A 14,241-nucleotide genomic window follows, 5' to 3' on the forward strand; every position below is an offset into this window, starting at 1 on the left:
CGGGGCGGCGGGCCGCTCGCGAGAACGGCCCGCCGCGACCGGTCACGTCCCGAACCGCACCCAGTTCACGCTGACGTACGCGTTCGGTTGACCGCTGGTGAAGGTGACGTAGACGTCCTGCGTCCCGCTCACCCCGGCGATGTTCGCCGGGATCGTCCGCCAGCTCTGCCACCCGCCGGTGTTGCCGACGGCGAAGCTGCCGATCGGCGCGGCGGTCGGGCTGCCGAGCCTGACCTCGACCAGCCCGCTCACCCCGCCCGCGGCGCCGGACGCCACGCGCGCCAGGAACTGCGTGGCCGTGCGCGACCCGAACCGCGTGCCGGAGAACCGCAGCGAGTTGCCGTTGCGCAGCTGGGCCACCGCCTGACCGCCCTCGGCCGCCTCGATCGAGCCGCCGTTGCGGGCCGTCGCGGACTCGGCCTGCATGTCGGAGAACGCGTCCCAGCCGCTGCCGCCGGGCGGGGTCGTGGTCGTCGTGGTCGGAGGGGTCGTGCCCCCGCCGCCGGCCGACCACACCGCCACGTAGTCCACCACCATCGAGTGACCGGGGACGGTGGCCGCGGTGGGCGTGCCGAAGCCCGCCACGCCGTTCGGGAACGCGCCGCCCATCGCCAGGTTCAGCAGCAGGAAGTAGCCGGCGTGGCCGGTCATGTTGTTCCACGTCGTCGCGTCGAACTGGTTCTGGTTGACGCTGTGGAACTGCTGGCCGTCCACGTACCAGCGCAGCGCCTTGGGGCTGACGCTCTCGTCCCACTCGAACCGGTACGTGTGGAACGCCGACTGGCACGAGGCGCCGGGGCACGCGCGGCTCGCGCCGAGGCCGTTCGTCTCGTTGCACGGCCCGCCCGGGTTGACGCCGCAGTGCAGCACGCCCCAGACCGAGTTGATGCCGTTGACGTTCTCCATGATGTCGAACTCGCCGATGGCGGGCCAGTTCCAGTAGTTGCCCCGGTAGGGCTGGCCGAGCGCCCAGAACGCGGGCCAGTAGCCGAGGGCCGCGTCGCCGGTGACGTTCGGCATCTGGATGCGGCCCTCGATGGCGAGCTTCCCGCCGGCCGGGGGCCGGAAGTTCGCGCGCTGGGTCTCGATGCGCGCGGAGGTCCAGTTGCCGGAACCGTCGCGCAGCGCCGTGATCCGCAGGTTGCCGGAGCCGTCGAGCTTGATGTTGTTGGTGGAGTTCGTGTAGTTCTGGATCTCCCCGGTGCCCCAGTTGCCCGGACCGCCCGGGTAGCCGTGGCCGAGGTCGAAGATCCAGTTCGAGGACGACGGCAGGGTGTTGGCCGCCCCGTTGAAGTCGTCGCTCCACTGGAGGGTCCAGCCGGGCGGGGTGGACGGCACGGACGCGTTGGCCGACATCGTGGCGGCGACGGCGAGCGGCACGGCCGTGATCACGGCGGCGGCGATCGCGAGCGCGCGCCGTCGGCGGCTCAGGCTGAGCACCATGCGCGGTGACCTCCTTGTCACTGTGTCCTGCTCATGGGTGTCCTGCGCGACGGACCTTCATGAGAGCGCTCTCACGATGATCGTTCAATCGGCCGATCGGCCGAACACGCGCGCATCCGCCGTTCCGGACCCGGACGCCGTACCCCGACGCGGCCCCGGACGCCGGACCGGACGCCGGACCCGAACGCCGACCGCGGATACCGGCTCCGGATGTCGGCCCCGCCGCCTACCATCCGCTCGTGATCACCGAACCCCCGCTGCCCGCCGACCTGGGCGCGTTGTTCGCCGATGCCGCCGGCCGCACCCTGTCGGTCCCGCTGCCGCCCGGCCGCGCCGTGCGCCCCGACGGGGAGGAGGGCGGCCGACCCGCGTTCTGGCTCAGCGACGGCCCGGCCCCCGCCGGCCGGTGGGCCGCGCTGCGCGCGCAGCACGCCCGCTCGGGCCTGTGGCCGCTGCTGCTCGACGCGCTCGACGACGAGGACGACGAGTACCGCCCGTGGGGCAACGGCGAGGTGGCGCCGGACGAGATGTCCTCGCCCGGCGAGCACGACCCGGCCGCGCTGCTCGCGACCTGGTGGGCCGACCACACGACGGCGGACGACGACCCGCTGCCCCCGGCCGAGCGCGACGCCGTCACCGCCCCGCACGGCCGCACGTGGCCCGGTGTCGCACCGGCCGGGCGGAGCACCGCCGACCCGGACCGCGTGGCCGACGACCTGGCCGGGGAACTGCTCGCCGGCCACCCGTCGCTGCGCCTGGGGCTGGTGGCCGCCGAACGCGGGGCCGACGCCCTCACCGCCGCCGGCTGGACCGGTCCGGCCAACTACGTCGAGGACGTCGCGCAGGTCTCGGCGGTGCTGCGCGACTGGGAGGCGCGGTTCGGCGCGCGCGTCGTCGGCGTCGGGTTCGACACCCTCCTGCTCAGCGTCGCCGCGCCGCCCACCACGGCGGAGGCGGCGCTGGCCGTCGCCGCCGAGCACTTCGCGTTCTGCCCGGACAACGTCTGGCAGGGCGCCGAGCCCCGGCCGCTGGCCGCGTACGCCGAACGCCTCGTCGGCGACCACTCGTGGACGTTCTGGTGGGACTGACCGGGGCTCACTTGGCCTCGGCGTAGGTGTCCACCGCGACGGCCTTCAGCGGGAAGCGCACCGGCGTGCCGGGGAACACCAACCCGGACGCCTCCTCGCCCGCCGCGACGACGTTCGCCGCCACCGGGCCGGCCTGACCGGCCGGGCAGTGCACCAGGACCTCGTCGTGCTGGAAGAAGACGAGGTGCGCCTCCGGCGTGTCCTGGTGCAGCCGGCGCCGCAGCGCGCCCAGCAGCGCGGCCGTCCAGTCGGCCGCGCTGGCCTGGACCACGAAGTTGCGGGTGAAGCGGCCCCAGTCCCGGGCCGCCCGGCGGGAGCGGCGCAGCGAGTCCTCGTCGTCGTCCGCGCTGCCGGTGGCCGCGCGCCACGCCTCCGACGGCGACGGGCTGGTGCGCCCCAGCCGGGAACGGACGATGCGGCCCTGCTCGCCGGCGAGGGCCGCCGCCTCCACGTAGCCGACGGCCTTCGGGAACCTGCGCCGCAGCACGGCCATCGCGGGGGCGCCGTCACCGCCCGTGCCGCCGTACATGGCCGACAGCATCGCGAGCTTCGCGCGGCCCCGGTCGCCGTCGAACGCCTCGGCCGCCAGGGTCGTGTACAGGTCGTCGTCGACCGACACGGCGGCGAAGTCGGCGTCCTCGGCGAGGGCGGCCAGGACGCGGGGCTCCAGCTGGGCCGCGTCGGCGGCGACCAGCTTCCACCCCGGGTCGGCGCGCACGGCGGTGCGCAGGACGCGCGGGATCTGGAGGGCCGCCCCGCCCCGGGTGGCCCACCGGCCGGACACCACGCCGCCCACCACGTAGTCGGGGCGGAACCGGCCGTCGGCCACCCAGGTGTCCAACCAGGACCAGCCGTGCGCCACCCACAGCCGCGCGAGCTCCTTGTACGCCAACAAGGGCTCCACGGCCGGGTGGTCGACCGACCTCAGCGTCCACGCGCGGGCCGAGGGCACGTCGATGCCCTCGCGGGCGAACGCGCGCACGATGCCGGGCGGGTGGTCCGGGTTGACGGCCTTCCCGCCGAACGCGGCCGTGATGCGGTCCGCCAGCTCGGCCAGCACGCGGGGCCGCGCGCCCGGCGCGGGACGCGGGCCGAGGGTGTCGGCGAGCAGCCGCAGGTGGACGTCCTCGCGCCACGGCAGGCCGTGGTGGGTCATCTCGGCCGCGGCGAGGGCGCTGGCGGACTCGGCGGCGAACAGCAGGCGCAGGCCGGGGTGCCCGAGCGACGCGGCGAGCGCCTGCTGCGCCGCGTGGACCTCGACCACCGCCGCCAGCGGGTCCGCCCCGCCCGGCAGCGGCTCCTGCTCGGGTTCGAAGAGGGTGGGCTGGGCGGTGCGCTTGCGCGGCCCGTGGTCGTCCGGCACGGGCAGGCCGCGCAGCCGGGCCACGGCGGCGGCCAGCCCGCGCGGTTCGCGGTGGCGGTCCTGGTGGGCCAGCAGCAGGTGCTCGGTGTGCGCGAGGTCGTGGCAGCGCTCGACCCGGACGCCGCGCGCCAGCAGCTCCGGGTAGACCTCGGCGGTGGCCGGCCACACCCACCGGGGGCGGTGGCGGGCTTCGAGGTCGCGGACGGTGGCGGCGAGGTCGTCCGTCCGCACGGCGGGCCCCGCGGGTGTCCCGGCGTCGGAGAGCGGACGCACCTCGCCCGCGTTCTCCGCGTGGGACACCAGGGCCATGAGCACGCCCTGATTGTGCAAGGCCGGTCCGACAGTCGTCGCACGTGCGGTCACCCGATCGTGCAGCACGCCGCCGGGCACTATGTGCGGGTGGACCGCACCCTGTCGCCCGGCGAGCTGCTCGACCCGCGGCACGAGGTGGTGCCCTTCCTGGGGCGCGCCGGGGAGGTGGCGGCGCTCACCCGGTGGCGGGACGCCGGCGGCGCGCGGTCCGTGCTGCTGCTGCACGGCCCGGCGGGCGTGGGCAAGACCAGGCTGGCGGCGCGGGTCGGCGGCGTCCGGGTGGTCGACGACGCGGACCTCGTGCCGTGGCGCGACCTGCACGACCTGCTGCTGGAGGGCGGGGAGCGGGTGCTGCTGGTGGCCCGCGCGACGGGCTGGTGGTGGTCGGCGGTGCGGCAGCGCGCGGCCGACCTGGGCTACGCGGCCGAGGAGCTGGCGCTGGCGGCCGGAGCGGAGCCGCACGACTTCGGCACGGTGTGCGCGTACGTCGCGAACGCCTTGGGGCTGCCCGCGCCCGACGCGGCGACGACGTCCCGGGTGGCGTCCTCCGGGGCGGTGCCCCCCGGGGCGACGTTCCACGACCTGCACGTGGCGGCGGTCGCGACGGCGCACGGCGCGGTGCCCGACGACCCGGCGGAGCTGGTGCGGCGGGTGATGAGCGCGGACCCGGCGCCGCCGCGCGGCCGGTTCGCCGAGGACGTGCTGGCCGTGGCGCTGCTGGGCGACCGCATCGCGCCCCAGCCGACGGCGGACGCCCTGGAGGTGCTGATGCGCGCGGCGGACCGCTGGCCGCACGTGTCGCGCCGCGCCGACGAGCTGTTCACCGCCGACCCCGGCCTGGCGGCGACCGCGTCCGCCGCCGCGCTGCGCGCCCTGGTGGAGCTGGGTTCGCCGGCGTCGGCGCGGGCGGTCGCGCGGCACGTGTTCCACGACGCCCGCTTCCACCGCGACCCGCTGCCCGCCCTGCTCACGCGCGTCCTGCTGGAGGACGCGGCGCCGGTCGTGGGGACGGTGGAGCTGGCCGAGCTGCACGGGGCGCTGGCCGCGCGGGCCGCGCTCGCCGGGTTGCGCGAGGAGGCGGTGGGGGCGTCGCGGCGCGAGGTGGTCCTGTACCGGCGCGTCGCCGGGGACGACCCGGAGCACCGGCTGTCGCTGGCCGACGCGCTGGGCGACCTGGGGCTGCGGCTGGTCGCGGTGGGCCGGGCCGGGGAGGCGCTGGAGGTGGCGCGGGAGGAGGTGCGGCTGCTGCGGGTCGTCGTGGCCGGGGACGACGACCACCTGCCGCGCCTCGCGGTCGCCCTGGACCGGCTGGGCCTGCGGCACGCGAGCCTCGGCAACGGGGAGGAGGCGCTGGCCGCGGTGGCCGAGGCGGCGGCCCGGTACGGCGAGTCGGTGAAGCGCGACCCGGCGCTGTTCGGGCCGGAGCAGGCGAAGGTCACGCACCACCACGCGGTGCGCCTGCTCGACGTCGGGCGCCGGGAGGAGGCCGTGCGGACCGCGCGGCTGGCGGTGGCGCGGTGGCGGGAGGTGGCGGAGGGCGACCCGAGGTTCGAGGCGGAGTCGGCCCGCGCGCTGCGCTCGATCGCGTCCCTGCTGTCGGCCGCCGACGACCCGGCGCGCACCGACGACCCGGCGCGCACCGGCGACTTCACCCGCACCGACGACCCGACCGGCACCGACGAGCCGCTCGGCGTCGTCCAGGAGTCGATCTCGCTGCTGCGCAGGCTCGCCCGCGCCAACCCGGCCGACTTCGAACCGGAGCTGGCGTCGGCCCTGGGCGAGGCGAGCGCGCTGCTGCGCCGCCGGCACCGGTTCGCCGAGGCCCTGGCCGCGTCCGGGGAGGCGGTCCTGCTGCGCAGGCGGGCAGCGCGCGACGCCGACCCGGACGCCGTCGCCCGGTTGGCCTCGGCGCTGGTGGAGCACGTGGACGTGCTCCGCGAACCGGAGCGGTCGGCGGCGGTGGAAGAGGCCGCGGACCTGCTCAGGCCCCTGGCGGCGCGGCTGCCGGCGCACCGGGTGGCGTTCGCCGTCGCCCTGGCGCGGGTGGCGCGGGTGCTGCTGGACGCGGACCGCGACCACGAGGCGCGCCGCGTCGTGGACGAGGTGACCTCGATCGACCCGCGGCTGCCGAGGCCGCTGCTGGTGGCGCGCGGACCGGCGCTGGCGTCTGCGCTGGACGCCCTGGCCGGCGCGCTGGCCGACCACCGGCACGGCGAGCGGGCGCGGCGCGTCGCCGAGCGGGCGGCGGAGGTGTGGCGCGAGCTGCTGGGCCACCACCGGGCCGCGCCGGCGGCGTACGCGGCGGCCGTGCACCGGGCCGCCGGGTACGCGACCGGGGACGACGCGCTGCGCCGGGCGCGGGGCGCCGTGCTGGTGTGGCACCTGACCTGCACGCCGGAGGAGCTGGCCGTCGACGTCGGGTACGCGGAGGCGCTGTCCCGCTACGCGCGCCGGTGCGTGGCGGCGGGCGCGGAGGTCGACCGGGGGCTGCTGCCCGCGCACCGCGCAGTCGTGGTGCTGCGGGCGGCGGGCGTGCCGCGGGAGGTGCTCCTGCGGGCGGTCGAGGTGGTGGACGACGTGGTCCGGGCGCACGCCGACCCGGAGGCGGCGCGCGCCCGGCTGCGCGACGAGGTGGGGCGCGTCAGCCCGTGGTGACCAGGGACCGCAGGAAGAACGCCACGTTCGCCGGGCGCTCGGCCAGCCGGCGCATGAAGTAGCCGTACCACTCGTCGCCGTAGGGCACGTACACGCGCATCCGGTTGCCGGCGGCGGCGATGCGGCGCTGCTCGTCGGGCCGGATGCCGTAGAGCATCTGGAACTCGTAGCTGTCGGCCGACCGGTGCGACGCCAGGTCGTGGGCGATGGCGACGAGCCGCGGGTCGTGCGAGGCGACCATCGGGTAGCCCCCGCCCGCCATCAGCACCTTCAGGCAGCGCACGTACGACAGGTCGACGTCCGCCTTGTCCTGGAAGGCCACCGACTCGGGCTCCTGGTAGGCGCCCTTGCACAGCCGCACGCGCGACCCGGCGTGCGCCAGGTCCCGGCAGTCCTGCTCGGTGCGCCTCAGGTACGCCTGGAGCACCGCGCCGACCCACGGGAAGTCGACGCGCAGCTCGCGCAGGATGCCGAGCGTCGAGTCCGTGGTGGTGTGGTCCTCCATGTCCAGGGTGACCGTGGTGCCCACCGCGCCCGCCGCCTCGCAGATGCGGCGGGCGTTCTCCAAAGCGGTCTTCTCGCCGTCCACGGGCAGGAACTGGCCCACCGCGGACAGCTTCACCGACACCTCGGCGCGGGCGGTGTGCCCGGCCTCGTCCAGCCTGCGCAGCAGGTCGAGGTAGGCGTCGACGGTCGCGGTCGCCTGGGCGGCGTCCCGGGTGTCCTCGCCGAGGTGGTCGAGGGTGACGTAGCGGCCGTCGGCGAGCACCTCGCCGGTGGTGGCCACGGCGGCGTCCACGTCGTCACCGGAGATGAAGCGCTTGACGACGGGCCTGGTCAGCGGTGTGCGCTCGACGAGGCCGCGGATCGACCCCGACCGGGCGGCGGCGAGCAGCGTTGAGCGGAGCACGGTCACCCCTGGTGCGGGTAGCGGGACGACGTGGGCGCCACGAACGTCTCCTTGATGGAACGGGGGCTGACCCAGCGCAGCAGGTTGTGGATCGACCCCGCCTTGTCGTTGGTGCCGGACGCCCGGCCACCGCCGAAGGGCTGCTGGCCGACGACCGCGCCGGTCGGCTTGTCGTTGACGTAGAAGTTGCCCGCGGCGAACCGCAGGTCCTCCTGCGCCTTCGCGATGGCCTGGCGGTCGCGGGCGACGACCGCGCCGGTCAGGCCGTAGGGGGCCGCGTTCTCCATCTGCTTCACGACCGCGTCGTAGTCGGCGTCGTCGTAGACGTGCACGGCGAGCACGGGGCCGAAGTACTCGGTGGTGAACACCTCGTGGCCGGGGTCCGAGCCGACGAGCACCGTGGGCCGCACGAAGAAGCCGTCGCCGTCGTCGGCGGTGCCGCCGGCCACGACCTCCAGCGCGTCGTCGTCACGGGCCGCCGACAGCACGCCGGACAGCTTGTCGAACGAGCGCCGGTCGATCACCGCGCCCATGAAGTTCGACAGGTCGGTCACGTCGCCCATGGTCAGCGCCTCGACCTCGGAGACCAGGTCGTCCTTCACCCGGTTCCACACCGAGCGCGGCACGTAGGCGCGCGACGCCGCCGAGCACTTCTGGCCCTGGTACTCGAACGCGCCGCGGACCAGCGCGGTGCGCAGCACGTCCACGTCGGCCGACGGGTGGGCCAGCACGAAGTCCTTGCCGCCGGTCTCGCCGACGATGCGCGGGTAGGAGCGGTAGCCGGAGATGTTCGCGCCCACCTGGCCCCACAGGTGCTGGAACGTCTTCGTCGACCCGGTGAAGTGGATGCCCGCCAGGTCCGGGTCGGCCAGCGCCACCTCGGACACGGCCAGCCCGTCGCCGGGCAGCAGGTTGATCACACCCGGCGGCATGCCCGCCTCTTCGAGCAGGCGCATGGTCAGGTGCGCGGCGAAGCTCTGCGTGGGCGACGGCTTCCACAGCACCACGTTGCCCATCAGGGCCGGGGCGGTGGGCAGGTTGCCCGCGATGGCGGTGAAGTTGAACGGCGTGATCGCGTAGACGAAGCCCTCCAGCGGGCGGTGGTCCGTGCGGTTCCACACGCCGGGCGAGGACTGCGGCTGCTCGGCGAGCAGTTGGCGGCCGAACGAGACGTTGAAGCGCCAGAAGTCGATCAGCTCGCACGCGGCGTCGATCTCGGCCTGGATCGCGGTCTTGGACTGGCCGAGCATCGTGGCGGCGTTGAGCGTGGACCGCCACGGGCCGGCCAGCAGCTCGGCGGCGCGCAGCAGGATCGCGGCGCGGTCGTCGTAGGACATCGCGCGCCACGCCGGGGCGGCCTCCTTGGCGGCCGCGATGGCGTCCCGGGTGTCCTGCCCGGTGGCGCCGTGCAGGGTGCCGAGGACGGCCCGGTGGTTGTGCGGCTGCACGACGTCGAAGCGCTCACCGCCGCCGACGCGCTGCTCGCCCCCGATCGTGAGGGTCAGGTCGAGGGGCTCCTTGGCCAGCTCGGCCAGCTTCGCCTGCAGCTGCGCGCGCTCCGGGGTGCCGGGGGCGTAGCTGAGGACGGGCTCGTTCACCGGTGCGGGCACCCTGGTCACGGCATCCACGGGCAGCTCCTTCTGACGACGATCCGGGGGTACCCAACGGTAGGACCGCCGACACGACGCTCCGTTGTCCGCACGTCTAGGCTTGTTCACCTGCGGTTGTGGGATCGGACGAACAGGGTGGGGCGGCGATGAGCCTGCGCCAGGTGTTGATCGCGTTGGGCGACCCGCTCGTCGAGGTGCAGGCCGCGCCGCACGGGCTGGAGGGCGACGTCCTCGACGTCGTGATCCTCGACCCCGACGACGTGCCGGACGTGCGGCCGGGTGATTTCGCACTCGTCGTCGGCGCACGCGGTCGCGCGGCGCTGCCACTGGTCAGGGCCGCCGGGGCCGGGGGCGCGGTGGCCGTGGCGGTCAAGGTGGACACACCCGCCCCGGTGCTGCGCCAGGCCGCCGCCGACGCCGGGGTCGCGCTGCTGGCGGTGCGCCCCGAAGTGCGGTGGGAACACCTCGAAGCGCTGGTCAGGGGCGTCGTGCAGACCGCGAGGTCGAGCGCGGACGCGGGCGCGGTGGAGGTGCTCGGCGACCTGTTCGGGCTCGCCCAGACCATCGCGTCGCTGACCGGCGGCATCGTGAGCATCGAGGACACCGCGAGCCGCGTGCTGGCCTACTCGCGCTCCTCCGACGAGGTCGACGAGCTGCGCCGGCTGTCCATCCTCGGCCGCCAGGGGCCCGAGCCGTACCTGTCGATGCTCCGCGACTGGGGCGTCTACCAGCGGCTCCGGTCGGGCGAGGAGGTCGTGCGCATCGACGAGCGCCCCGATCTGGGCATCCGCCGCCGCATCGCGGTGGGCGTCCACGCGGGTGCGCAGCCGCTCGGCACGATCTGGGTGCAGGAGGGCGAGACGCCGCTGACCGAGGAGTCCGAGCGGGCGCTGCTCGGCGCGGCCCGCGTCACCGCCCTGCACCTCGTGCAGCAGCGGGAGCCGGCGGCGGCGTTCCGGGAGAACCTGCTGGCCTCGCTGCTCGACGGCCGGATGGACGCCGGGTCGATCGCCGAGCAGATCGGCGCCGACCCCGACCGGCCCGCCGCCGTGGTGGTGTTCGCGCTGCGCGGCCAGGAGCACGCCGACCGCACCCAGCACGAGCTGCGCCGCACCGAGATGACCAGCCTGATCTCCGTGCACGCCGCCGCCTACCGCCGCATGGCCCTGGTGAGCAGGCAGAACGGCCGCACCTACGCCCTGCTGCCGGACCTGCCGCCGAAGGCGCCGCTGCTCGCGCTGACCCGGGAGATCGTGGCCGCGGCGCGGCGGCACATGGGGCTGGTGGTGCAGGCCGCCGTCGGCCGCACGGTGCCCGTGGTGGACGAGGTGATGCTCTCCCGGGCCGAGGCCGACCGCGTGCTGGACGCCATGGCGCGCGACCTCGACGCCGAGGTGGCGACCCTGGCGGACGTGCGGTCGCGGGTGCTGGTCAGCGAGACCCTGGCGCTGCTCGCCGAGCACCCGCGCATCCGCGACCCGCGCCTGGACCTGCTGGACGCGGACCTGGCCAGGTCCCTGCTGACCTACCTCGACGAGTTCGGCGACGTGCGCACCGCGGCGGCCCGGCTGCACGTGCACCCGAACACGCTGCGGTACCGGGTGCGCCGCGCCGCGGAGGTCGGCGGGTTCGACCTGGACGACCCGCTGCTGCGGTTGTTCGCACAGCTGCAACTCAGGCTGACCTGAGGAACGCGCGCCCGCGCCGTACCCTGACAGGGGTGAGCACCCAAGCCCGCGGCAGCGACTTCGCCGAGTTGTCCAGGTTGGTCAAGCAGCAAGGTCTGCTGGACCGGCGCGTCGGTTTCTACGTCCTGTACCTGGTAGGCGTGCTGTGCGCCTTGGCACTGACCGTGGCCGCCATGGTGCTGATCGGTGACTCGTGGTGGCAGCTGGCCGTCGCGGTCGTCCTCGCCGTCGTCTTCACCCAGATCGCGTTCCTCGGCCACGACGCCGGACACCGGCAGGTGTTCGCCGACGGCCGGGCGAACCACACCACCGGCCTGTTGCTGGGCAACCTCCTCGTCGGCGTGGGCTTCGGCTGGTGGATGGGCAAGCACAGCCGCCACCACGCCAACCCCAACCACGAGGACGAGGACCCGGACGTCGACATCGCCGTCCTCGCGTTCAGCGCCGAACAGGCCCAGCGCAAGCGCGGCTTCTTCCGCTGGGTCGTCAAGCACCAGGCGTGGCTGTTCTTCCCCCTGCTCCTCCTCGAGGGCTTCAGCCTGCACGTCATCAGCACGGCCGCCGCGGTGCGCCGCGAGGTCAAGGGCTGGAAGCTGGAGCTGGTGCTGCTGGCCGTGCACTTCGCCGGCTACCTGACGATCGTGTTCGTGGTGATGTCGCCCGGCAAGGCCCTGGCGTTCATCGCGATCCACCAGGGCCTCTTCGGCGTGTACATGGGCATCTCGTTCGCGCCGAACCACAAGGGCATGCCGGTGCTCCAGGCCGGCCACCAGCTGGACTTCCTGCGCAAGCAGGTGCTGACCTCCCGCAACGTCAAGGGCGGCTGGTTCACCGACATCCTGCTCGGCGGCCTGAACTACCAGATCGAGCACCACCTGTTCCCGAACATGCCGCGACCGCACCTGCGGCACGCGCAGGCGCTGGTCCGCGAGTTCTGCGAGCGCCACTCGGTGTCCTACGCCGAGTGCGGCCTGTTCAGGTCCTACGGGTACGTGCTGAGCTACCTGCACGAGGCGGGAGCTGGATTGCGCGGTGCAGGAAAGCTCGCTCCAGCAGGCTCCAGGTAGTGCCGACCGCCAGGTAGATCCCGGCGGCCAGCGGCAGCACGGCGGCGACGAGCACCGTGCCGAACGGCAGGAGCCGCAGCAGCCCGGCGAAGGGCGGCTGCGGCCCTCCCGACCTCGCGGCCACCGCGGCCTGCCACCGCGAGGTGGCGAACGCCACCACCGCGAGCAGCGCGAACAGGCCCAGGAACACCGGCGTGTGCGTCCACGTGCCGAACCAGTGCGCACCCAGCGGCGCGCCGAGCAGCGTGCCGTCGAGCAGCGGGTTCGGCGTGGTGACCAGGCGGTACACCAGCATGAAGAACGGCGCCTGCACGAGCGCCGGCAGGCAGCCCGCGAACAGCGGGGTGCCGTTCTCCCGGTACAGCTCCAGGGTCTTCTCCCGGAGCTTCACCTGGTCCTTCCCGTACCTGTCGGTGAGTTCCCGGATCTCGGGCGCGAGCGCGGCGCGGGCCTTCTCGCCGCGCACGGCGGCCCGGCTCAGCGGGTGGGTCAGCAGCCGGACGGCCGCGGTGAACAGGACGATGGCCAGGGCGGGCGTGGCGATCCCGGCCAGGGCAGAGCCCAGGGCGTGGAACATCGGTCGAACTCCGTCTTCAGAGCAGGAGAAAGAGGACTCAGGCGCTCAGGCCGAGTCCCGGTGCCCTGGGACGGGGACGCCCGGCGGCGTCGGGGTCGCGCAGCCGCAGGAACGCGGCGCGCAGCGACTTCTCGCGGATCGACAGCGACCGCACCCACGCGGGCGCGGCGCGCACCACCGGTGCGGCGGTGAGCAGCAGCACGACCACGGCCACCGCCGTGACGGCGGCGATCAGCTCGGTGGGGGAGTGCACGAGGGTGAGCGCCCAGAGCGCGGTCAGGCACAGCGCCAACAGCGGTCGCAGCCGGTCCATGCCCACCTCCTCCGCTCACACCATACCGACGAGCGCGGGCCGCGCGGGGTGGTCGTAGCGCACCGTCACGTCGGCGTGCGGCTCGTACCCCGCGTACGCGGGCAGCGTCCACCGCTCCCCGTCCGGCACCTGCCGCTCCAGCGCGCCCGGCGACAGCCGCAGGTGCACGGTCAGCTCGGCGGGCAGCCACTTGTCCAGCAGCAGCGTGCCGTCGAGCAGCAGCACACCGCCCGCGCCGAGCACCACGTAGTCGGCGCGGCTGGCCCGGTCGGTCTCCGCGTTCCACAGCGACGGCAGCACCCGTCCCGACCCGCCGGGCTCCAGCGGGTCGAGCACCTCGCGGGTCAGGCCGCCCACGTCCAGCCACGAGTCGCGGAACGAGTCCGGGTCGTGCCGGCCGAACTCCAGGCGCACGGACGCGGGCCGCAGGAAGTCGCCCGCCGAGACCCGCAGCACGGGCCTGCCGAGCGCGCGCAGCGGCTCGACCAGCGCGTCCGCCAGTCCGCCCGGCCTGGTGGGCGCGGCGCCGTCGACGATCACCCGGGACCAGGTGTCGCGGGGCAGCGCGTCGACCCGCGCGACCAGCTCGTCCACCAGGCCGCTCGGGGACAGGGGCGTGACCTTCAGCAGTCCTCCCACCCCTCGGGCAGCGCGGGCGCCGGCCACGCCGGGTCGGGCGCCCAGTCGCCCCACGCCGGGTCCCACCACGTCGTGCCCGCGGTGAGCATGGCCGCCACCTCCTCGGCGGTGCGGCCGATCGCCTCGGCCTCCGCCGCGTCGTACCTGCCCTCGGCGACGTACCGCTCGAACTCGTCGCGGTCCAGCTCTCGCCAGTCGTCGTCGACCGGCAGCCAGAAGTCCAGCGCGTGGTCGAGCGTGTCGAAGCCCCGCGCGGTGCGGTGGAACGGGGCCTGGAGGTTGAGGTAGAACCCGGCGAACCGGCGGTCCTCGCCCTGCCAGAACAGGTCGACGGAGTAGGCGTCGCCCGGCCGGTGCAGCTGGAGCCTGCCGTGGCCGCGCCAGTGCGTGCGGCCCAGTGCGCGCCAGTGGTGCGGTCGCGGGTGCGGCGGGTAGCCGATCCCGGTGTCCGGCACCGTGAACACGACCAGCAGGTCCGGTCCGTCGAGCACCACGCGCGTCGGCGTGACCGACCACGGCCGGCCGTGCAGCACCTCGCGGCGCAGCGCCACGTCCCCCGGTGCGAAGTACCCCATG

12 protein-coding genes are annotated in these 14,241 nt (G+C 75.0%); 4 read left to right on the forward strand and 8 right to left on the reverse strand.

All coding sequences use genetic code 11. From position 1 onward, the window contains the following. Positions 1–42: 42 nt before the first annotated feature. Entirely contained in the window at positions 43–1,443 is a 1,401-nt protein-coding gene (locus CKY47_RS26710; protein ID WP_306748989.1) for a carbohydrate-binding protein, read from the reverse strand. A gap of 239 nt (positions 1,444–1,682) precedes the next feature. On the opposite strand from CKY47_RS26710, the gene CKY47_RS26715 reads away from it, so the two are divergent. Beyond that, entirely contained in the window at positions 1,683–2,531 is an 849-nt protein-coding gene (locus CKY47_RS26715; protein WP_306748990.1) for a DUF4253 domain-containing protein, read from the forward strand. Positions 2,532–2,538: 7 nt separating this feature from the next. Here CKY47_RS26715 and CKY47_RS26720 read toward each other — a convergent pair whose 3' ends face one another. Next, positions 2,539–4,203 (reverse strand): bifunctional 3'-5' exonuclease/DNA polymerase, encoded by a 1,665-nt coding sequence (locus tag CKY47_RS26720; RefSeq protein WP_306749111.1) that lies wholly within the window; start codon positions 4,201–4,203, stop codon positions 2,539–2,541. A gap of 90 nt (positions 4,204–4,293) precedes the next feature. On the opposite strand from CKY47_RS26720, the gene CKY47_RS26725 reads away from it, so the two are divergent. Then, positions 4,294–6,861, forward strand: a complete 2,568-nt coding sequence (locus CKY47_RS26725) for a tetratricopeptide repeat protein (protein WP_306748992.1) — start codon at positions 4,294–4,296, stop codon at positions 6,859–6,861. Here CKY47_RS26725 and CKY47_RS26730 read toward each other — a convergent pair. Together CKY47_RS26730 and pruA are read right to left on the reverse strand one after the other, a co-directional pair. Next, on the reverse strand, positions 6,848–7,771 hold the full coding sequence (locus CKY47_RS26730; protein ID WP_306748993.1) for a proline dehydrogenase family protein: 924 nt from the start codon (positions 7,769–7,771) through the stop codon (positions 6,848–6,850). The genes CKY47_RS26725 and CKY47_RS26730 overlap by 14 nt on opposite strands. A 2-nt stretch (positions 7,772–7,773) precedes the next feature. Continuing rightward, positions 7,774–9,399: an L-glutamate gamma-semialdehyde dehydrogenase gene (pruA, locus tag CKY47_RS26735; protein ID WP_306748995.1), complete on the reverse strand. Its 1,626-nt coding sequence runs from the start codon at positions 9,397–9,399 to the stop codon at positions 7,774–7,776. A 128-nt stretch (positions 9,400–9,527) separates the two neighbouring features. Here pruA and CKY47_RS26740 point away from each other — a divergent pair, with 128 nt between their 5' ends. Then, positions 9,528–11,069: a PucR family transcriptional regulator gene (locus CKY47_RS26740; protein WP_306748997.1), complete on the forward strand. Its 1,542-nt coding sequence runs from the start codon at positions 9,528–9,530 to the stop codon at positions 11,067–11,069. 32 nt (positions 11,070–11,101) lie between these two features. Further along, complete coding sequence (locus CKY47_RS26745) at positions 11,102–12,136, forward strand: fatty acid desaturase family protein (protein WP_306748998.1); 1,035 nt, start codon at positions 11,102–11,104, stop codon at positions 12,134–12,136. On the opposite strand, the gene CKY47_RS26750 is transcribed toward CKY47_RS26745, so the two are convergent. The 4 genes from CKY47_RS26750 to CKY47_RS26765 are packed head-to-tail and all read right to left on the reverse strand — an operon-like array spanning position 12,045 to position 14,240. Then, positions 12,045–12,713, reverse strand: coding sequence for a YidC/Oxa1 family membrane protein insertase (locus CKY47_RS26750; protein WP_306748999.1), 669 nt, complete (start codon positions 12,711–12,713; stop codon positions 12,045–12,047). The genes CKY47_RS26745 and CKY47_RS26750 overlap by 92 nt on opposite strands. Before the next feature lie 37 nt (positions 12,714–12,750). Continuing rightward, on the reverse strand, positions 12,751–13,026 hold the full coding sequence (locus CKY47_RS26755) for a DUF6412 domain-containing protein (protein WP_306749000.1): 276 nt from the start codon (positions 13,024–13,026) through the stop codon (positions 12,751–12,753). Between the two features lie 15 nt (positions 13,027–13,041). Beyond that, positions 13,042–13,665 carry a nucleoside/nucleotide kinase family protein gene (locus tag CKY47_RS26760; RefSeq protein ID WP_306749001.1) on the reverse strand — a complete coding sequence of 208 codons (624 nt, stop codon included), beginning with the start codon at positions 13,663–13,665 and terminating at the stop codon, positions 13,042–13,044. Next, positions 13,650–14,240: a ribonuclease FAU-1 family protein gene (locus CKY47_RS26765; protein WP_306749002.1), complete on the reverse strand. Its 591-nt coding sequence runs from the start codon at positions 14,238–14,240 to the stop codon at positions 13,650–13,652. Before CKY47_RS26765 ends, CKY47_RS26760 begins: the two co-directional genes overlap by 16 nt. Between the last annotated feature and the right edge of the window lies 1 nt (position 14,241).

The organism is Saccharothrix longispora (assembly GCF_030852425.1).
GTDB classification, from domain to species: Bacteria; Actinomycetota; Actinomycetes; order Mycobacteriales; family Pseudonocardiaceae; genus Actinosynnema; species Actinosynnema longispora.

Bases quoted from the DNA above. Each gene is read 5' to 3' on its own strand.
- CKY47_RS26710 (WP_306748989.1), bottom strand. From the start codon at position 1,443: ATGGTGCTCAGCCTGAGCCGCCGACGGCGCGCGCTCGCGATCGCCGCC.
- CKY47_RS26720 (WP_306749111.1), bottom strand. From the start codon at position 4,203: ATGGCCCTGGTGTCCCACGCGGAGAACGCGGGCGAGGTGCGTCCGCTC.
- CKY47_RS26740 (WP_306748997.1), top strand. From the start codon at position 9,528: ATGAGCCTGCGCCAGGTGTTGATCGCGTTGGGCGACCCGCTCGTCGAG.
- CKY47_RS26750 (WP_306748999.1), bottom strand. From the start codon at position 12,713: ATGTTCCACGCCCTGGGCTCTGCCCTGGCCGGGATCGCCACGCCCGCC.
- CKY47_RS26755 (WP_306749000.1), bottom strand. From the start codon at position 13,026: ATGGACCGGCTGCGACCGCTGTTGGCGCTGTGCCTGACCGCGCTCTGG.
- CKY47_RS26765 (WP_306749002.1), bottom strand. From the start codon at position 14,240: ATGGGGTACTTCGCACCGGGGGACGTGGCGCTGCGCCGCGAGGTGCTG.